Origin of the sequence: Dinoroseobacter sp. PD6, from assembly GCF_028807315.1 — a bacterium.
In the GTDB taxonomy this organism is placed as follows: domain Bacteria; phylum Pseudomonadota; class Alphaproteobacteria; order Rhodobacterales; family Rhodobacteraceae; genus Dinoroseobacter; species Dinoroseobacter shibae.
The window spans coordinates 148,385-166,032 of record NZ_JARAMN010000008.1 but is presented as its reverse complement, the minus strand read 5'-3'; the positions used below and the strand labels follow the sequence as shown (position 1 = coordinate 166,032).

The window sequence follows — 17,648 nt, the reverse complement described above, 5'->3', positions numbered from 1 at the left end:
CCTAAACCCTCCGACAAGGAGCACTACCCATGAAAGACGTCATGACGAAAGGCATGGCCCGCAATATCTTCTACGGCGGGTCCCTGTTTTTCCTAGCGATCTTCCTTGGCCTTACTGCACATAGCCATTTCTATATCGTGAACACCTCGACCGCGTCGATGGAGCTCACCGACAGCGTGGTTCTCGGCAAGAAGGTCTGGGAAGACAAAACCTGTGTCAACTGTCACTCCATCCTCGGCGAAGGCGCCTACTTCGCGCCCGAGGTTGGCAACGTGATGACCCGCTGGGGCGTCGTTGACGATCCCGAAGCGGCCTTCGAAACCCTCAAGGGCTGGATCCAGGCAATGCCGACCGGCATCGAGGGCCGTCGCCAGATGCCTTACTTCGAACTCACCGATGAGGAGATCCGCGGTCTGTCGGACTTCCTGATCTGGACCGACAAGATCGACGCCCAGGGCTGGCCGCCGAACGACGCCGGTTAAGGAGAGCAAAGCCATGAAATACGAATCACAGAAAATCGCCTATGCCTATTTCGCAACGGCTCTCGGGCTGTTCGCGATCCAGGTTATCGGCGGATTGCTGGCGGGGTGGGTCTATGTCTCCCCCAACACGCTATCGGAACTGGTGCCTTTCAACACCATTCGCATGTTGCACACCAACAGCCTCATCGTCTGGCTCCTGCTGGGCTTCTTCGGGGCAGCCTATTTCCTCATCCCCGAGGAGGCGGAGCGCGAGATCCATTCGCCCATGCTCGCCTATGTCCAGCTGGCGATCCTGGTCGTCGGCACCCTGGGTGTGGTCGTCACATACCTGTTCAACCCGTTCGAGGGCCACTGGCTGCTCGGCAAGGAAGGACGTGAGTTCATCGAACAACCGAAATGGGTCAAGGCAGGCATCGTCGTGGCGGCGCTGATCTTCCTCTACAACGTCTCCATGACCTCGCTGAAAGGCCGCAAGACCGCGATCACCAACATCCTGTTGCTCGGTCTGTGGGGTCTGGCGCTGCTGTTCCTGTTCTCCTTCTACAACCCGCACAACCTGTCGCTCGACAAGATGTACTGGTGGTACGTCGTGCACCTGTGGGTCGAAGGCGTGTGGGAGCTGATCATGGCCTCCATCCTGGCCTACCTGATGCTCAAGCTCACCGGCGTGGACCGCGAAGTGGTCGAGAAATGGCTCTATGTCATCGTCGCCGCCGCGCTGTTCTCGGGCATCCTGGGGACCGGGCACCACTACTACTGGATCGGCACGCCGGGTTACTGGCAGTGGATCGGATCGATCTTCTCCAGCCTCGAAGTCATCCCCTTCTTCGCCATGATGGCCTTCGCCTTCGTGATGGTCTGGAAGGGCCGCCGGGATCACCCGAACAAGGCCGCGCTGCTGTGGTCGCTCGGGACTGCGACCCTCGCGTTCTTCGGTGCCGGTGTCTGGGGCTTCCTGCACACGCTGCACGGGGTGAACTACTATACCCACGGCACGCAGATCACTGCCGCGCACGGTCACCTGGCCTTCTTCGGAGCCTATGTCGCGCTCAACCTCGCGATCATAAGCTACGCGATGCCGATCCTGAAGGGCCGCGATCCGTACAACCAGGTGCTCAATATGGCATCCTTCTGGATGATGGCCGGCGGCATGACCTTCATGACCTTCGTGCTGACCTTCGCGGGCACCGTGCAGACCCACCTGCAGCGCGTCATGGGCATCGACTACATGAGCGTGCAGGACGATATCACCATCTTCTACTGGATGCGGTTCGGATCCGGTGTGGTCGTGGTGCTCGGGGCGTTGCTGTTCATCTACGCGATCTTCGTGCCCCGCAAGGAGATCATTGAACCCAACGACCGGTCCGTTGCAGCCGAAACACCTGCGGAGTGACTACCATGGATGGATCACACATGAACGGGAATGGGGCTTCGGCCCCGTTCTACCTCGCCCAGGGCGATGAGTGCAGCCTCTTCGAAGCTGCCTATGACAACAACCTGCCGCTGCTGCTCAAGGGCCCGACGGGCTGCGGCAAGACCCGCTTCGTGGCGCATATGGCGGCACGGCTCGGGCGGCCGCTCTACACGGTGGCCTGCCATGACGACCTGACCGCCGCCGACCTGGTGGGACGCTACCTGCTCAAGGGGGGCGAGACGGTCTGGGTCGACGGGCCGCTGACCCGCGCGGTGCGCGAAGGGGCGATCTGCTATCTCGACGAGGTGGTCGAAGCCCGCAAGGACGTCACCGTGGTCCTGCACCCGTTGACCGACGACCGGCGCATCCTGCCGATCGACCGCACCGGCGAAGAACTCGAAGCCGCCCCCGGCTTCATGCTCGTGGCCTCCTATAACCCGGGCTACCAGAATATCCTGAAAACCCTGAAACCCTCGACGCGGCAGCGCTTCCTGTCGCTGGAGTTCGGCTTCCCGGCGCCCGCGCATGAGGTCGAGATTGTCGCCAGCGAAAGCGGTCTGTCCGTCGAGCGCGTCAAGCCGTTGGTGCGACTTGCAGGCAAGCTGCGCGATCTCAAGGGCCAGGACATCGAAGAAGGCGTCTCCACCCGGCTGATTGTCTATGCGGCGACACTGATCGCCAAGGGCATGCCGGTGGAGCGCGCCATTCGCACCGCGATGATCGAACCTCTCACAGACGAAGAGGACGTGAAACGCGGACTGACCGATCTTGTAACAGCCGTCTTTGGGTGAGGTATGGTATGAGCAAGATCGAGATCGAGCCATGGGAACCCGAAGAAACCGTCGGGAAGCTGTGGCACGCTCTGGCCAGTCGTCTTGATGCGCCCGAGATTTTCTCGGACGCGGCCGTTGAACTGACGGAGATATCAGGGCGTCTGGCCGTTTTTTTCCGTGGACTTGGCGGCGATCCAGCCGTCGAGTTCCGCGCCGCAGCCGACGAGGCAGTGGGCCACAGGCTCAGTTGGCGGCGTCGGCTGGGCACCGAGACCGAGCGCCATGCGCGCGCCAGTTTCGATGGCGAAGCTTTGCGCCTGCCCGAGCGGCTGGCGGTGTTTCCGATGCGGGAGGCCAATGCGGCGCTCTATCTCTGGCTGACGGCGGCCGCGGCCCATGCGCCGGACCCGGTCGTCCCCGAGGACCCGTTTCACGACGACATCGCGGGGCTGCAGGCCGCCAAGACCATGCTGACCGCGGCTTGCGCGGAATGCCCGGGCCTGGTACCGCTCTTCGGCACCCTGGCCGAAGCCGCGCTGCAGATGCGCCGCGATCACAGCCTGCCCCCGCAGGAGGCCGCCACAGAAGCGGTCATCCGGCGCCTGCTCGGCCACCCGGCCCCGCTGCAAGGGCTGGCCGCCGAGATCGACGCGGTGCTCGAGGGCGCACCGCTCGACACCCTGCCGCCCGCCGCGCGACGGTATCGCCCGCACAGGCCGGTGCCGCTCTGGCCCGATCTGCGCCCGGTCGCCTTCAGTGCCCGCAGCGAGGTCGAGACCCGCGACACGGACGGCCCCGCCGAGGAAGGCAGCGAGAAAACCCACCGCGCCCGGCGGCGCAAATCCGAACAGGCAGAGCGTCAGGACAGCCTGATCCTGCACAAGTTCGAGGCGATCCTCAGCTTTGCCGAGTTCCTCAACCTCAACCGCCGCGTGGATGACGACGACAATGACGACGCCAAGAAGGCCGCGGACGATCTCGACGAGATCGGGCTGGGGCAGATTTCCAAGGCGCCGGCCACGAAGTTGAAACTGCACCTGGACCTTGCGCCCGAGGATGCCGACCGCGAGGCGCTGTCGGATGTCCTGACCTACCCGGAATGGGAGGCGCGCAGCGGCAGCTACCTGCCGCACCACGCGCGCGTGCTGGCCAGCTGGGCCGACCCGGTCCAGACCGACGCCCTGCGCGCCCCCGATGCCCACCGCCGGATCGAGGCCGTGCGCCGCCAGTTCGAGGCCTTGCGCCCCGGCCGCGTGGTCCTGCCCGGCCAACCCGAGGGCGAGGAGCTGGACATGGAGGCCTGCGTTCGCGCGCAGGTGGATCTCGTCACCCGCGGGGCCGGAAGCGAACGCATCTGGCGTCAGACCCGCCCGCAGGCGCGCGACCTTGCGGTTTCGATCCTGCTGGACGTGTCCCGCTCCACCGAAAGTGCCGTGGCGGGCCGCCAGGTGATCGATATCGAACGGGAGGCCCTGACAGCACTGGCCTGGGGCCTGCAGGCCTGCGGCGATGAGTTCGCCATCGATGCGTTCTCGTCCTTGCGACGGGACCGTGTCTACCTGACCCGTTGCAAGGGCTTCGGCACGCCGATGAACACCGGGGTCGAAGCGCGCATCGCCAGCCTGCGCCCCGGCTTCTACACGCGGATGGGGGCGGCGATCCGCCATGCCTCCGCCGGGCTTGCGCGACAGGCACGCAAACGGCGCCTGCTGCTGGTAATCACCGATGGCAAACCCAACGACCTCGACCATTACGAGGGGCGTCACGGGGTCGAGGACACCCGCATGGCCGTGCGCGAAGCACGCCGACAGGGCCACGCGGTCTTCGCCATCACCATCGACAGCCGCTCGAAGGCCAGTTTCACCCGGATGTTTGGCGCGGGCGGCTTCTCGGTCGTGCCCGATCCCAACCGCCTGATCCAGGCGCTGCCCGCGATCTATCGTCAACTGATCGGCGCATGAGCGACACATCGCGGGACCCTTTCGACGAGCTGCCGGGTGGCCTGATGATCTGGGTGCTCGTGGTCAGCGAGCTTCTGGTGTTCGGCGCGGGACTTGCGGCCTTTCTCGGGGTCCGGATCACGGATCCCGGCGGGTTCGCCACCGCACAGGAGGCCCTGCACCCCGTCCGGGCGGGCATCAATACGGTCGTTCTGGTCACCAGCGGGCTTTTCGCGGCGCTGGCAACGCAGGCCTGTACGGCTGGACGGACGGCGGCCACGCGCGGCTGGCTTGCGGCGGCCGGGACGCTCGGGCTGGTCTTTCTCGTGATAAAGGGCAGCGAGTTCGCGGATCTCGCGGCGCTGGGGCTGTCGACCGACACCCACGCCTTCTTCACTTTCTACTTCCTGCTCACCGGGTTTCACGCCGCCCATGTGGTCGCGGGTGTTCTCGTCCTGGCCCTGGTGGCCTGGCGCCCGCGTCCGGCCCCGGTCGAGGCGGCGACAGCGTTCTGGCACATGGTGGACCTGGTCTGGGTGCTGCTCTTTCCCGTGATCTACCTGATGGCATGAGAGCGGCGCCGCATATCGTGAGCCTCCGGGCCTGGGGCGCGCTACTGGCGTTGACGGTGCTGGGCACGGTCCTGTCGCAGGACGCGGTGTCCTGGCTGCGACCGCAGTATGCGGGGCTGGCGATCCTCGCGGTTGCGATCGCCAAGGCGCGCATCATCCTGCTGGATTATCTCGGCCTGCGTGGCGCGCCCAGCTGGCGGCGGGGCGGTGTCACCTGCCTGGTGTTTGCCGGGCTGCTTCTGGCCGGGCTCTACATGGTTGGCTGACGCTCGCCGGCGCTACATCATGCGCTGGCGTGGCACCTCGCCCGTGCCGTCTTCGTCGGCGAAGTCGCGCAGGGTGTCGATGCAGGCGATCTCCGCATGGTTCTGCTTGATCGTGACGCCCTGGGACTTGAGGCGCGCAAAGGCGCGGCTGAGGCTTTCGGGCTTCATCCCGATGCGCCCCGCGATCAGGATCTTGTCATAGGGCAGCATCACGCGGCAGCTCCCTTCATCGCAGGTCACGAGCGACAACAGGAACTGCGCGACGCGCTGCGCTCCGGAGCGGGCCTTGAGCTGCTCCACCTCCGCTACAAGCGCGTGCAGATGCGCAAAGGTCGAGGACAGGATGGCGATGCAGACCTCCGGATGGGAGCGCATGACATTGAGCACCTCGGCCGATGGCACCTGCACCACACGCACATCCGTGGCAGCCTCGGCCGCGACCGGATAGGTATCGTTGCGCAGCGCCACCGCCTCGCCGAAACTATGCCCCCGGGTGAAGACTCCGACCACCGCCTCGCTGCCATTGGGGGTGATTCGATACAGCTTCACCCAGCCGTCGATCACGATATAGACCGAGTGCGCGTCCTCGCCGTGGGAAAACAGCACCTGGCCGCGGTCATAGCGTTTGACCGAAGACCTTTTGAGGATCTTCGTGGCCACCTCGTCCGGGCAGTTCGACAGCAGCAAACTCGCTTTTGCCGTATTGAGATGCGATAAAGCCATGGCCCTACTTGCGCAGCACGCAGCGCTCAAAGCTACATGCTTAATCGTCGCATGAACGAGTCATCTTTGCGCTGCGGCCCTACTGGGCCGCGCGGGGCATCCGGGCGAGCTGGCACCGGGTCCACAGCGTTTCGAGCGCAGTGCACAAACGGTCGAGATCCGCCGGGTCGTGGACCGGCGACGGGGTAATGCGCAACCGCTCGGTCCCCTTGGGCACGGTCGGATAATTGATCGGCTGGATATAGATGCCGAACTCGTCCAGCAGCGTGTCCGAGATGAACTTGCACTTCACCGGGTCGCCCACCATCAGCGGAATGATGTGGCTGGGGTTCGGCACATGGGGCAGGCCGATCGCATCGAACCGGGCACGCAACTCGGCCACGCGCTCTTGCTGGATGCGTCGCTCGATACTGCTCTGCTTGAGATGCCGAACAGAGGCGCAGGCCCCGGCCGCCACATGGGGCGGCAGAGCGGTGGTGAAGATGAAACCCGACGCGAAGGAGCGCACGAAATCGCACAGGTCCGCGCTCGCCGCGATATAGCCGCCGACCACGCCAAAGGCCTTGCCCAGCGTACCCTCGATCACCGTGATGCGGTCCATCAGCCCTTCGCGCTCGGCCACCCCACCGCCCCGCGGACCATAGAGACCCACCGCGTGCACCTCGTCGAGATAGGTCATGGCATTGTAGCGGTCGGCCAGGTCGCAGATCTCGGCGATCGGGGCGATATCCCCATCCATGGAATAGACGCTCTCGAAGGCGATGATCTTGGGCCGCTCAAGAGGTTGGGCCGCCAGCTTGGCCTCCAGGTCGGCCATGTCGTTATGGGTCCAGATGACCCGGTCGGCGCGGGAATGGCGGATGCCCTCGATCATCGAGGCATGGTTCAGCGCATCGGAGAGAATCAGACAATCGGGCAACATCGCGCCCAGGGTGCCCAGCGCGGCCCAGTTCGAAACATAGCCCGAGGTGAACAGAAGCGCCGCCTCTTTGCCGTGGAGGTCCGCCAACTCGGCTTCGAGCGCGACATGGTCATGGGTCGTGCCCGAGATATTGCGCGTCCCGCCCGCGCCTGCGCCGGACCGATCAAGCGCGCCGTGCATCGCGGCCAGGACATCGGGGTGCTGGCCCATGCCGAGATAGTCGTTCGAGCACCAGATGGTGACAGGACCACTGCCCGAACCGCTGCGGCGCGTGGCGCGGGGAAACGCCCCCCTGTGACGCTCGAGATCGGCAAAGACCCGATAATTGCCTTCTTCGCGAAGTTGGGCGAGCCGGTCGGCGATATAGCGGTCGATCTGCATGGAGGCCTCCTGGAACTGTCTGCCCCAAGGCTAAAACCGGACTCCGCGCCGTTCCTTAACCAACGTCAAGACATCGCGCCGCGTTCGGTGCGACCAAGCGTTCCCGAGGACTCCTTGCGCGCACTGGAACCGGCGACATGACCTTGAACGATAGCGCCATCGCAAAACAGGCGAAGTTTTTCACCCGGATGGACAAGACCGTCGCGGACAAGATCCTCGCCGGCGCGCGGCCCCTCGCGCTGAACCGCGGTGAGCCCGTGTTCGTTCAGGGCGAGCCGCCGCGGGCGATCTACCTGGTGACCGAAGGGTGGCTGAAACTGTCGCGCCTGTCGTCCAACGGCACGGAGGCGGTGTTCGGCGTGTTCACCCGGGGCGACACCCTCGGGGACCCCTTGCCGTCGGGTGATATGGGCCATCCGGTGAGCTGCCACGCGGTCACCCCCGGGCGTGTGCTGGAAATCCGCGCCGACGCGCTCCTGGCCCGAATGCGGCAGGACCCCGATGTGGCCGAGGCTCTCCTGTCATCGGCCTTCGATCATGTCACGAACCTCTTTGCCCAGGTGGAGACCCTGGTGGCCCGCAACGGCGCGCAGCGCGTCGCGGAATTTCTTGTCAGCCTGGCACCGGTCCGCGAAGGCGCCTGCACCCTGAGCCTGCCTTATGAAAAGGAACTCGTGGCAGGCAGGCTCGGCCTGAAGCCCGAAAGCCTCAGCCGCATCCTGCGCCAGTTGCGCGCGCAAGGCGTCGTCAACACCCGCGCCTCGGTCCGAATCGAGGACGTCGCGCGTCTGGCCGAATTTGCCGACAACCGTGTCCGCTGAGGTCGCAGGCGCATGCTGAGCCTTTTCGTCGCAACCCTCGGGCGCCGCTCTGCACAGACGCTTGCTGCACACGGCCTGCGCAGGCCTTTTCCCCAAACCCGCACCTGCGGCATGTCTTTTGGTCGCAGCCCCCACTTAACAAAAGTCAAGGAGACGCGTTCGCCGTTCCCGCAGCCTCTTCGCATGATCAAGGGACTGAATCTCTGCCTGCTCTGGCTTTGCATCACGCTGGTGGCCGCCCATGGCGCGCTTGCCACCGGCGGGGGTGACAGAACCGGTGGGCTCATCCCCATGGTTCTGTGCGCAGGCGACGAGTCCGAGACCGTCTGGATTGATGCCAATGGCAATCCGGTCGATCCGGCGCGGCATTGTATCCAGTGCAAGCACTGCCTCGGCGGGATGGACCTCGCCCATGCGTCGAATGCGACCGCGCCTGGCCTTACGCCTTACCACCTGGTTCCCGTGAACTGGTCCGTCCCGGATCAGTCCGGTCAATCCAGTCAAATCAGAATCCCCATGCCGCGCGCCCCTCCGGGGCCGAGCGACGTGACATGCCGCCCCGAAGCCCCTGGCGACGCGGCAATGCTGCAGGCGCACCAGACGATGCTGCCGCGCGGCGCAAGGCTGTCCCTCGTCCTCATCGGCGGCGAACCCGGTCAGGAGCCCCGATGACCCCCCAACGATGGATCGCCCATTTCCTCCTTCTGCTGACCCTGGCGATGCCCGCATGGGCCGACCCCGTTCTGCCCAGATACCTCGCCAAGACCCCCGCAGCCGACCTCGTGCCCGGTGCCGAGGGCTACGGCCCCATCCGCGAGGACGTGCCCGTAGCGCCAATCCTCAAGGATGGCGAGGTCGCCGCCTGGGCTTTCATCACCTCTGATTTCGTCTCCACCACCGGGTATTCGGGCAAGCCCATCGACGTACTCGTCGCGGTCGCCCCGGATGCCACGGTCAGCGCGGTCAGGCTGGTCAAGCATTCCGAACCCATCGTGCTGATCGGTATCCCCGAATCCGAGATGCGTACCCTGATCGAGGCCTATGCCGGGCTCGACCTCGTGGCCGAGGCGGAATCCGGCGGCACGGCCCATGAGCTTGATATCATCTCGGGCGCGACGGTGACGGTGATGGTGATCGACGACTCGATCGTACGCTCCGGCCTGCGGGTGGCTCGCGCGCTTGGCCTCGGCGGGCTGGCCCCGCCCCCGCCCGACACCGGCCCCGCCTTCGAGCTGGATCTCGACGCCCCTGCCGCGCCGGACTGGATGACCCTGGAAGGCGACGGCACCCTACGACGGCTGTCGTTGGACGTGGGCCAGATCAACGCCGCCTTCGCCACCATGGGCGATCCGCGTGCCGCCGAACGCGCCCTGACCCTGCCGCCCGAAACCACTTTCATCGAAATGCAGACCGCGCTCGTCTCCCACCCGGCCATCGCCGCGTCGCTGCTGGGCGAGGCCACGGCGCGCAACGTCGCCGACTGGCTGGAACCGGGCGACCACGCCATCGCGGTCTTCGGCCGCGGGCTCTACAGCTTCAAGGGCTCGGGCTATGTGCGCGGCGGCATCTTCGACCGGATCGTACTGATTCAGGACGAGATCTCGGTCCGCTTCCGCGATCGGATGCACAAGCGCATCGTCTCGGTCGAGGCAGAGGGCGCCCCTGTCTTCGTGGAAGCCGACCTGTTCAAGATCCCGGCCGACAGCGGCTTCGATCCTGCCGAGCCGTTCCGCATCCAGCTGCTGGTGCAGCGCGAGGTTGGCCCGATCGAGAAGGTCTTCACCACGTTCGACCTCGGCTACCAGTTGCCGGCGGGCTACTTGCGCGCCGTGACACCTCCAGCCGCGCCTGCGCCGTCCAACGCAGTCAACGACCTGCTGGCACAGGACGAAGCCGCGGCGCAGCAGGCGCTTTGGAAACGGATCTGGGCGGACAAGACGGTCGAGATCGCAGTGACCGGCGGGCTGCTGGGTCTGCTGACGCTGGTGTTCTTCTTCCAGGGGATGGCGACGCGCAACGCGCGGGCGTTCTTCTGGTTCCGGATGACGTTCCTGAGCGTCGTGCTGGTCTATCTCGGCTGGTATGCCAATGCACAGCTGTCGGTGGTCAACCTGATGGCGCTCTTCGGCGCGCTGACCACGGATTTCAGCTGGCAGGCCTTCCTGCTCGATCCGCTGACCTTCATCCTGTGGTTCGCGGTCGCCGCGGCCCTGCTATTCTGGGGGCGCGGGGCCTATTGCGGCTGGCTCTGCCCGTTCGGCGCCTTGCAGGAGCTGACCAACAAGATCGCGCGCGCCTGCCGCATTCCCCAGTGGGAGTTGCCATGGGGCCTGCACGAGCGTCTCTGGCCAGTCAAATACATGATCTTCCTGGGCCTGTTCGGCGTCAGCCTCGCCAGCCTGGAGCAGGCCGAGCACCTGGCCGAGGTCGAGCCCTTCAAGACCGCCATCATCCTGAATTTCCAGCGGGCCTGGCCCTTCGTGGCTTATGCACTGGCCTTGCTGGCAGCCGGTCTCTTCGTCGAGCGGTTCTTCTGCCGCTACCTGTGCCCGCTGGGCGCGGCCCTGGCGATCCCGGCCCGGCTGCGCATGTTCGACTGGCTCAAGCGGTACCGCGAATGCGGCAATCCCTGCCAGAGCTGCGCCAACGAATGCCCCGTTCAGGCGATCCACCCGACTGGCGAGATCAACCCGAACGAATGCGTGAACTGCCTGCATTGTCAGGTGCTCTATCAATCCGAAACGACCTGCCCGGTCGTCATCAAGAAACTCAAGCGCCGGCAATCGGTGGGCTCCGTGACCCCGCGCGACCTGACCGGGCATCCAAACGTCAAGACACCTCAACCAGCTGAATGAAGGGACAGACCATGACTGACAAGACACCCAAAGGCGGGATCTCCCGCAGAGGCCTTCTGGGCGCAACCGCCGGAGGCGCGGCTCTGGCCGGAACCTATGGCGGGCGGGCCATGCTTGCCGGCGGCGCCCTCGGTGCGGCGACCGCAGCCTCGACCACCAAGGCCAGCGCGGCCGCCGAGTCCACCCACGTGGCCCCGGGCCAGCTGGACGAATATTACGGCTTCTGGTCCTCGGGCCAGACCGGCGAGGTGCGCATCATCGGCGTGCCCTCCATGCGCGAGCTGATGCGGATCCCGGTTTTCAACATCTGCTCGGCCACCGGCTGGGGCATCACCAACGAGTCCAAGAAGATCCTGACCGAGGGCCTGACGGAGAAGACCAAGAAGTACCTCGCTGCCAACGGGCTGGAATTCCCGCGCAACGGCGATCTGCACCACGTCCACATGTCCTTCACCGAAGGCAAGTATGACGGGCGCTTCCTGTTCATGAACGACAAGGCCAACACCCGCGTGGCCCGGATCCGTTGCGACGTGATGAAATGCGACAAGATCATCGAGATCCCGAACGCCAAGGGTATCCACGGCCTGCGTCCGCAGAAATGGCCGCGCACCAACTACGTGTTCGCCAATGGCGAGGACGAGGTGCCGATCGTCAATGACGGCCAGATCCTGGACAAGCCCGAGGAGTACACCAACTTCTACACCGCCCTGAACGCCGATGAGATGACCGTCGCCTGGCAGGTCATGGTGACCGGCAACCTCGACAACACCGATGCGGATTATGAGGGCAAGTACGCCTTCTCGACCTCCTACAACTCGGAAATGGGCATGACTCTCGCGGACATGACCGAATCCGACATGGACCACGTGGTGGTGTTCAACATCGCCGAGATCGAGAAGGGCATCGCCGAGGGCGACTATATCGAGTTGAACGGCGTCAAGGTCATCGACGGGCGCAAGGGATCGAACAAGAAGTACACCCGCTACATCCCGATCCCCAACAACCCCCATGGCTGCAACATGGCGCCGGACAAGGTGCACCTTTGCATCGGCGGCAAGCTGTCGCCCACGGTTTCGGTGATCGACGTGCGCAAGCTCGACGCGCTGTTCGAAGAGGATGCCGATCCGCGCTCGGCAGTCGTGGCAGAGCCGGAGCTGGGCCTCGGCCCGCTTCACACCTGCTTTGACGGGAAGGGCCGGGCCTATACCACGCTCTTCCTCGACAGCCAGGTGGTGCAATGGGACATCGCCAAGGCCGTGGAGGCCTATGGCGGCGCCGACGTGAACCCGATCCTGTCCAAGACGGATGTGCATTACCAGCCGGGCCACAACTCCACCGCCGAGGGCGAAACCCTCGACGCATCGGACAAGTTCTACATCACGATGAACAAGTTCTCGAAGGACCGTTTCCTGAATGTCGGCCCGCTCAAGCCCGAGAACGAGCAGGTCTTCGTGATCGACGACACCAAGCTGACACTGGTCCATGACGGCCCGACCTTCGCCGAGCCCCATGACAGCATCATCGTCCATCCCTCCAAGGTGAACCCGGTTTCGGTCTGGGATCGGAACGACCCGATGTGGGCCGAAACCCGCCGGCAAGCCGAGGCCGATGGAATCGATCTCGATGACTGGCAGGAGGAAGTGATCCGCGACGGCAACAAGGTCCGGGTCTACATGACCAGCCAGGCACCGAACTTCTCGCTGGAAACCTTCACGGTGACCGAGGGCGACGAGGTGACGGTGACGGTCACCAATCTCGACGATATCGACGACCTGACCCACGGCTTCACCATGGGCAACCACGGCGTCGCGATGGAACTCGGGCCCCAGGCGACCGCATCGGTGACCTTCACCGCCGCCCAGCCCGGCGTCTACTGGTACTACTGCCAGTGGTTCTGCCACGCGCTCCACATGGAGATGCGCGGCCGGATGTTCGTCGAACCGCGGGACGCCTGACCATGGTCCGTCTCCTGGTGCTCGCCGTGCTCCTGACCCTGTCGATGCCCCTGGCCGCGGCAGAGCGACGGCTTGCGCCAGGGGCACCGGGCGACCTGCAAACCGCCATCGCCGGGGCCAGTCCCGGCGATGTGCTCATCCTAGCCCCCGGACGCTATCCCGGGGCACTCCGGATCGACGTGCCCGTCACCCTGACCGCCGAAGGAGGCGAGGCGATCATCGACGGCCTCGGCCAGGGCACCGCCGTGGAGATCGCGGCAGAAGACGTTACGATCCGCGGGCTGACGGTCACCGGCTCCGGCATGAGCAGCAAGGACCTCGACGCCGGGATCAAGATCCTGCGCAAGGCCCACCGCGCCGTGATCACCCATAACCGCGTGCTGGGAAACCTGCACGGCATCGACATTCACGGCGGCCATGACGCCCTCGTCGCCCATAACGAGATCGTCGGCACCCTCCAGCCGCGCCTGAACGATCGCGGCAACGGCATCTATGTCTGGAACAGTCCCGGCGCCGTGGTCGAGGGCAACTCCGTGCGCTACGGGCGCGACGGGATCTTCGCCAATACCTCGAAGAAGAACGTGTTCCGGAACAACATCTTCCGCGACCTGCGCTTTGCGGTACACTACATGCACACCCATAACAGCGAAGTGATCGGCAATGTCAGCATCGGCAATCGGCTGGGCTATGCGATCATGTATTCCAACCGCGTGGTGGTGCGCGACAATCTCAGCCTCGGTGACCGCAACCACGGCGTGATGCTGAACTTCTCCAACAACACCGACGTGGCGAACAACCTGGTGCGCGGCGGGTCCGAAAAATGCCTGTTCATCTATAACGCCCACAAGAACCTGATCTACGACAACCGGTTCGAAGGCTGCGACATCGGCATCCACTTCACCGCCGGCTCCGAGCGCAACGTGCTGACCGGCAATGCGTTCATCGGCAACCGCGAGCAGGTCCGCTATGTCGGCACCAAGACCGTGGAATGGAGCCATGAGGGTGCCGGGAACTACTGGTCCGATCACCCTGCCTATGACCTGAACGGCGATGGCGCAGCCGACAACGTCTTCCGGCCAAACGACCTGATGGATCACATCCTGTGGTCGCAACCGGCCGCGGCCCTCCTGCTGGGCGCGCCCGCGGTGCAGCTCGTGCGCTGGTCGCAATCGTCCTTTCCCGCAACCTTGCCGGGCGGTGTCGTCGACAGCCACCCGGCCATGACGCCCGTAACCATTCCCGTGCCGGACGCGCTGCTGGCGCTCGAAGCCGCCGCCGCCGGACGCTGGGACGAAGGAGACCAGGATGACTTCGATCCTGAAAATTTCAACGCTCACTAAGCGGTACGGCGACGTAACCGCCCTGCGCGATGTATCGCTGGAGGTCGCCGCCGGGGAGCGTGTCGCCCTGCTGGGCCATAATGGCGCGGGCAAGTCCACGCTGATCAAGATCGTCCTCGGGCTGATCGATGCAAGCGCCGGGCAGGCCTCGGTGCTCGGGGCCGCACCCGGCTCGGCGGCGGCGCGTCGGCAGGTGGCCTACCTGCCGGAAAACGTCGCCTTTCACCCGGCGCTGACCGGGCTGGAGCAGTTGCGCCACTACCTGTCCCTGCGCGGCGCCGATCCGCGGCAGGCGGGCGAACTGCTGGCGCGGGTCGGTCTGGGGGATGCGGGCAAGCGCCGGATCGGCACCTATTCCAAAGGCATGCGGCAGCGCGTCGGCCTCGCCCAGGCCCTAATCGGTTCGCCCAAACTGCTGGTGCTGGACGAGCCGACCTCCGGGCTGGACCCGGTGTCACGACGCAATTTCTACGACCTGATGGACGGGCTGGCCGCCGAGGGTGCCGCGATCCTGCTGTCTTCCCATGCGCTGACCGAGGTCGAGGCGCGCACCGACCGAATCGCGATCCTGTCCGAGGGTCAGTTGATGACCGATGGCAGCCTGCCGCAACTCAGGCGCCGCGCGAACCTGCCGGTCACCATGATCATCACCCCCCATAACGGCTACGGCAGCGACATCGTCGCCGCCCTGCCCAATGCGATCCGGCTCGACACCGGCGTGAAGCTCACCTGCAGCCAGGACGAGAAACTCGCCACGCTCGCCCAGATCGCCGCCCTGGGGTCCAAGGTCGCCGAGCTGGAGGTGATGCCGCCCAGCCTCGAAGACCTCTACAGCCATTTCAGCCGGAGGACCGGAGAATGACACGCATCCTCGCGACGGCAAAAACCGAACTGCGCATCGCCATCCGCAACCGCTGGGTGCTGATCGCGCTGATCCTGATGGCGGTGTTCTCGCTGGTCCTCGCCGCGGTGGGGTCCGCCCCCACCAGCGGCGGGCTCGGGGTCGACCGGCTGTCGGTGACGGTGGCGTCGCTGACTTCGCTTTCAGTCTACCTCGTGCCGCTTCTCGCGCTGCTGATGAGCTTCGATGCCATCGCCGGCGAGGTGGAACGGGGCACGCTGCCGCTTCTGCTGACCTACCCGATCACCCGGCAGGAGGTTCTGCTGGGCAAGCTACTGGCCCATCTCGCGGTGCTGACCCTCGCGGTGGTCGTGGGCTACGGTCTGGCCGCCGCGATAGCCTTTGCCAGCGATCCCGACGCCGGGGCGGGGCTGGCCGCGTTGTGGCGGCTGACCTGGACCTCGGTACTCCTGGGGGCGACCTTCCTCGGGGCGGGCTACGGCCTTTCGGCCCTGGCGCGGCGGCCCTCCGGTGCGGCGGGGCTGGCGATCGGGCTCTGGCTCGGGCTGGTGGTGCTTTATGATCTCGCCCTGCTGGCCGCGATCGTGGCCGATGGTGGCGGCTGGTTCACCACCGACGTTTTCCCCTACGCCCTGCTGGCCAACCCGGCGGATGCCTTTCGCCTGTTCAACCTGACCGCCTCCGGCGCCATGGCCGCGGCCAGCGGGATCGGCGGTGCGGCCGGCACGATCCCCGTCTGGCAATCGCTGCTACCGGTGCTGATCTGGCCGATCTGCGCGACCGCCTTGGCCGGGCTGGCCTTCCGCAAGGTGACGCCATGAGAGCCCTGCCCCTTATGTTCCTGCTCGCGCTGGCGGCCTGCAAGGACGACGTGCAGCAGCAGATCGTCGATCCCGTGGCGCTGACCCCCGAGGCGACAGGCCATTTCTGCCAGATGAACCTTCTGGAGCATGAAGGTCCCAAGGCCCAGGTCCATCTCGAAGGCCTGCCCGGCGCGCCGCTGTTCTTCAGCCAGGTTCGCGACGCGGTCGCCTACATGCGCCTGCCCGAACAGACCCACCGGATCCTCGCGGTCTGGGTCAATGACATGGGCGCGCCGGGCGCGGACTGGGCCGATCCGGGGGCCGAGAACTGGATCGCGCTGGACTCTGCGCAGTTCGTGATCGGCTCGCGGCGCGACGGCGGCATGGGCGCACCCGAGATCGTGCCCTTCGCCGATACCGCCGCCGCGCAGGCCTTCATGGCCGCGAGCGGCGGCACCCTGGTCGCGCTCGACGACATCCCCGACAGCGCCGTGATCGCCCCCGTGCAGATCGGCGACGACACCGAGGACGACGCGGATTTCGACCGTCGCCTGCAATCCCTGTCCAACCGCAATGAAGGATGACCCCATGCTCACCCGTCGCAGAGTTCTGAGCATCGCCGCCGCGGCCTGCGCCTGGCCCGCCGCCGCCCGAACGCCCCTGCACGTGGAAACCGGTTGGGCCTTGGGTACGCAGGTTTCACTGCGGCTGGCCCATCCCGAGGCCCCCGTGATCGCCGCCGCGGCCCTGGCGGAAATATCCCGCCTGGAAGATATCTTCAGCCTCTATCGGCCCGACTCGGCGCTTTCCCGGCTCAACGCCGTGGGTCGGCTGGAGGCCCCGCCGGCGGAGCTTTTGGAATGCCTGTCGCTGGCGGGCGCGGTCTACCACGCCAGCGCGGGGCGTTTCGACCCGACGATTCAGCCACTCTGGCGGGCGCTGGCCACCGCCGCGCAAACGGGCCGCCCACTGTCGAACACCGCTCGGCGCGCAGCGCTGGAGGTGACCGGCTGGCCCAAGGTGACCCTCGAGGCCCGCGCGATTTCCTTGCCTTCCGGCGCGGCGCTGACCCTGAACGGGATCGCGCAGGGCTATGTGGCGGACCGGGTCGCGACGTTCCTTGCGGACCGGGGCCTGACCAACACCCTGATCGACACCGGCGAGTTGCGCGCGCTCGGCCACGACCCGCGGACCGGCGGCCCCTGGCCCGTGCGCTTCGCGGCGGGCGGCGACATTGGCCTCGCCCAGCGCGCCCTTGCGACCTCGGCCCCTCTGGGCATGACCTTCGGCGGCGATGGGGTGCAGGGCCATATCCTCGATCCCCGGACCGGCAGCAGCACCGCATCGCCCTGGGCGGCCCTGTCGGTCTCGTCGTCATCGGCGGCCCTGGCTGACGCGGTCTCCACCGCCGCGTGCCTTTGTGACACCCGCGCCGATGTGATCGGGCTCTGCGACGCCTTCCCGGACACGCGCCTGGAAGCTGCGCATCGCGCGTAGGGGACGGGGTTATCATCCCAAAGCGCCACGGACGGCCAGCGC

General features: G+C 65.9%; 17 protein-coding genes. 15 read left to right on the top strand and 2 right to left on the bottom strand.

Annotation, left to right across the window (positions count from 1 at the left end):
- Window positions 1–29: 29 nt before the first annotated feature.
- Genes PVW48_RS14405 through PVW48_RS14380 form a run of 6 tightly spaced genes read left to right on the top strand, consistent with a single transcriptional unit; the run spans window position 30 to window position 5,447 of the window.
- Window positions 30–482 carry a c-type cytochrome gene (locus PVW48_RS14405; protein ID WP_012179843.1) on the top strand — a complete coding sequence of 151 codons (453 nt, stop codon included), beginning with the start codon at window positions 30–32 and terminating at the stop codon, window positions 480–482.
- A 13-nt stretch (window positions 483–495) separates the two neighbouring features.
- Entirely contained in the window at window positions 496–1,875 is a 1,380-nt protein-coding gene (locus PVW48_RS14400; protein ID WP_012179844.1) for a cbb3-type cytochrome c oxidase subunit I, read from the top strand.
- Window positions 1,876–1,880: 5 nt separating this feature from the next.
- Complete coding sequence (locus tag PVW48_RS14395; protein WP_274581840.1) at window positions 1,881–2,687, top strand: CbbQ/NirQ/NorQ/GpvN family protein; 807 nt, start codon at window positions 1,881–1,883, stop codon at window positions 2,685–2,687.
- Window positions 2,688–2,695: 8 nt separating this feature from the next.
- Window positions 2,696–4,630 carry a nitric oxide reductase activation protein NorD gene (locus PVW48_RS14390; protein WP_274581839.1) on the top strand — a complete coding sequence of 645 codons (1,935 nt, stop codon included), beginning with the start codon at window positions 2,696–2,698 and terminating at the stop codon, window positions 4,628–4,630.
- Window positions 4,627–5,181, top strand: a complete 555-nt coding sequence (locus PVW48_RS14385) for a cytochrome c oxidase subunit 3 (RefSeq protein ID WP_274581838.1) — start codon at window positions 4,627–4,629, stop codon at window positions 5,179–5,181. Before PVW48_RS14390 ends, PVW48_RS14385 begins: the two co-directional genes overlap by 4 nt.
- Window positions 5,178–5,447 (top strand): cytochrome C oxidase subunit IV family protein, encoded by a 270-nt coding sequence (locus PVW48_RS14380; protein WP_274581837.1) that lies wholly within the window; start codon window positions 5,178–5,180, stop codon window positions 5,445–5,447. The genes PVW48_RS14385 and PVW48_RS14380 overlap by 4 nt, the downstream gene beginning before the upstream one ends.
- A gap of 12 nt (window positions 5,448–5,459) precedes the next feature.
- On the opposite strand, the gene dnrD is transcribed toward PVW48_RS14380, so the two are convergent.
- The gene (gene dnrD, locus PVW48_RS14375; RefSeq protein ID WP_012179849.1) at window positions 5,460–6,170 is read right to left on the bottom strand and encodes an Fnr/Crp family transcriptional regulator DnrD; all 711 of its coding nucleotides are present in this window, start codon (window positions 6,168–6,170) and stop codon (window positions 5,460–5,462) included.
- Between the two features lie 79 nt (window positions 6,171–6,249).
- Window positions 6,250–7,473: a 5-aminolevulinate synthase gene (gene hemA, locus PVW48_RS14370; RefSeq protein WP_274581836.1), complete on the bottom strand. Its 1,224-nt coding sequence runs from the start codon at window positions 7,471–7,473 to the stop codon at window positions 6,250–6,252.
- A 137-nt stretch (window positions 7,474–7,610) separates the two neighbouring features.
- Between hemA and dnrE the strand changes: the two genes are divergently transcribed.
- Genes dnrE through PVW48_RS14325 form a run of 9 tightly spaced genes read left to right on the top strand, consistent with a single transcriptional unit; the run spans window position 7,611 to window position 17,606 of the window.
- The gene (gene dnrE / locus PVW48_RS14365; protein WP_274581835.1) at window positions 7,611–8,294 is read left to right on the top strand and encodes an Fnr/Crp family transcriptional regulator DnrE; all 684 of its coding nucleotides are present in this window, start codon (window positions 7,611–7,613) and stop codon (window positions 8,292–8,294) included.
- Between the two features lie 12 nt (window positions 8,295–8,306).
- Complete coding sequence (locus tag PVW48_RS14360; RefSeq protein WP_274581834.1) at window positions 8,307–8,966, top strand: hypothetical protein; 660 nt, start codon at window positions 8,307–8,309, stop codon at window positions 8,964–8,966.
- Window positions 8,963–11,149 (top strand): NosR/NirI family protein, encoded by a 2,187-nt coding sequence (locus tag PVW48_RS14355; RefSeq protein ID WP_274581833.1) that lies wholly within the window; start codon window positions 8,963–8,965, stop codon window positions 11,147–11,149. The genes PVW48_RS14360 and PVW48_RS14355 overlap by 4 nt, the downstream gene beginning before the upstream one ends.
- 11 nt (window positions 11,150–11,160) lie before the next feature.
- On the top strand, window positions 11,161–13,104 hold the full coding sequence (nosZ, locus tag PVW48_RS14350; protein ID WP_012179854.1) for a TAT-dependent nitrous-oxide reductase: 1,944 nt from the start codon (window positions 11,161–11,163) through the stop codon (window positions 13,102–13,104).
- A 2-nt stretch (window positions 13,105–13,106) separates the two neighbouring features.
- The gene (locus PVW48_RS14345; RefSeq protein WP_274581832.1) at window positions 13,107–14,444 is read left to right on the top strand and encodes a nitrous oxide reductase family maturation protein NosD; all 1,338 of its coding nucleotides are present in this window, start codon (window positions 13,107–13,109) and stop codon (window positions 14,442–14,444) included.
- The gene (locus PVW48_RS14340; RefSeq protein ID WP_274581831.1) at window positions 14,410–15,306 is read left to right on the top strand and encodes an ABC transporter ATP-binding protein; all 897 of its coding nucleotides are present in this window, start codon (window positions 14,410–14,412) and stop codon (window positions 15,304–15,306) included. Before PVW48_RS14345 ends, PVW48_RS14340 begins: the two co-directional genes overlap by 35 nt.
- Window positions 15,303–16,127 carry an ABC transporter permease gene (locus PVW48_RS14335; protein ID WP_274581830.1) on the top strand — a complete coding sequence of 275 codons (825 nt, stop codon included), beginning with the start codon at window positions 15,303–15,305 and terminating at the stop codon, window positions 16,125–16,127. The genes PVW48_RS14340 and PVW48_RS14335 overlap by 4 nt, the downstream gene beginning before the upstream one ends.
- Complete coding sequence (locus PVW48_RS14330; RefSeq protein WP_274581829.1) at window positions 16,124–16,693, top strand: nitrous oxide reductase accessory protein NosL; 570 nt, start codon at window positions 16,124–16,126, stop codon at window positions 16,691–16,693. The genes PVW48_RS14335 and PVW48_RS14330 overlap by 4 nt, the downstream gene beginning before the upstream one ends.
- A 4-nt stretch (window positions 16,694–16,697) precedes the next feature.
- On the top strand, window positions 16,698–17,606 hold the full coding sequence (locus PVW48_RS14325) for an FAD:protein FMN transferase (protein ID WP_274581828.1): 909 nt from the start codon (window positions 16,698–16,700) through the stop codon (window positions 17,604–17,606).
- Window positions 17,607–17,648: the final 42 nt, after the last annotated feature.

Coding starts and splice junctions, on each gene's coding strand:
- PVW48_RS14405 (WP_012179843.1), top strand. CDS start 30: ATGAAAGACGTCATGACGAAAGGCATGGCCCGCAATATCTTCTACGGC.
- PVW48_RS14400 (WP_012179844.1), top strand. CDS start 496: ATGAAATACGAATCACAGAAAATCGCCTATGCCTATTTCGCAACGGCT.
- PVW48_RS14395 (WP_274581840.1), top strand. CDS start 1,881: ATGGATGGATCACACATGAACGGGAATGGGGCTTCGGCCCCGTTCTAC.
- PVW48_RS14390 (WP_274581839.1), top strand. CDS start 2,696: ATGAGCAAGATCGAGATCGAGCCATGGGAACCCGAAGAAACCGTCGGG.
- PVW48_RS14385 (WP_274581838.1), top strand. CDS start 4,627: ATGAGCGACACATCGCGGGACCCTTTCGACGAGCTGCCGGGTGGCCTG.
- PVW48_RS14380 (WP_274581837.1), top strand. CDS start 5,178: ATGAGAGCGGCGCCGCATATCGTGAGCCTCCGGGCCTGGGGCGCGCTA.
- dnrD (WP_012179849.1), bottom strand. CDS start 6,170: ATGGCTTTATCGCATCTCAATACGGCAAAAGCGAGTTTGCTGCTGTCG.
- hemA (WP_274581836.1), bottom strand. CDS start 7,473: ATGCAGATCGACCGCTATATCGCCGACCGGCTCGCCCAACTTCGCGAA.
- dnrE (WP_274581835.1), top strand. CDS start 7,611: ATGACCTTGAACGATAGCGCCATCGCAAAACAGGCGAAGTTTTTCACC.
- PVW48_RS14360 (WP_274581834.1), top strand. CDS start 8,307: ATGCTGAGCCTTTTCGTCGCAACCCTCGGGCGCCGCTCTGCACAGACG.
- PVW48_RS14355 (WP_274581833.1), top strand. CDS start 8,963: ATGACCCCCCAACGATGGATCGCCCATTTCCTCCTTCTGCTGACCCTG.
- nosZ (WP_012179854.1), top strand. CDS start 11,161: ATGACTGACAAGACACCCAAAGGCGGGATCTCCCGCAGAGGCCTTCTG.
- PVW48_RS14345 (WP_274581832.1), top strand. CDS start 13,107: ATGGTCCGTCTCCTGGTGCTCGCCGTGCTCCTGACCCTGTCGATGCCC.
- PVW48_RS14340 (WP_274581831.1), top strand. CDS start 14,410: ATGACTTCGATCCTGAAAATTTCAACGCTCACTAAGCGGTACGGCGAC.
- PVW48_RS14335 (WP_274581830.1), top strand. CDS start 15,303: ATGACACGCATCCTCGCGACGGCAAAAACCGAACTGCGCATCGCCATC.
- PVW48_RS14330 (WP_274581829.1), top strand. CDS start 16,124: ATGAGAGCCCTGCCCCTTATGTTCCTGCTCGCGCTGGCGGCCTGCAAG.
- PVW48_RS14325 (WP_274581828.1), top strand. CDS start 16,698: ATGCTCACCCGTCGCAGAGTTCTGAGCATCGCCGCCGCGGCCTGCGCC.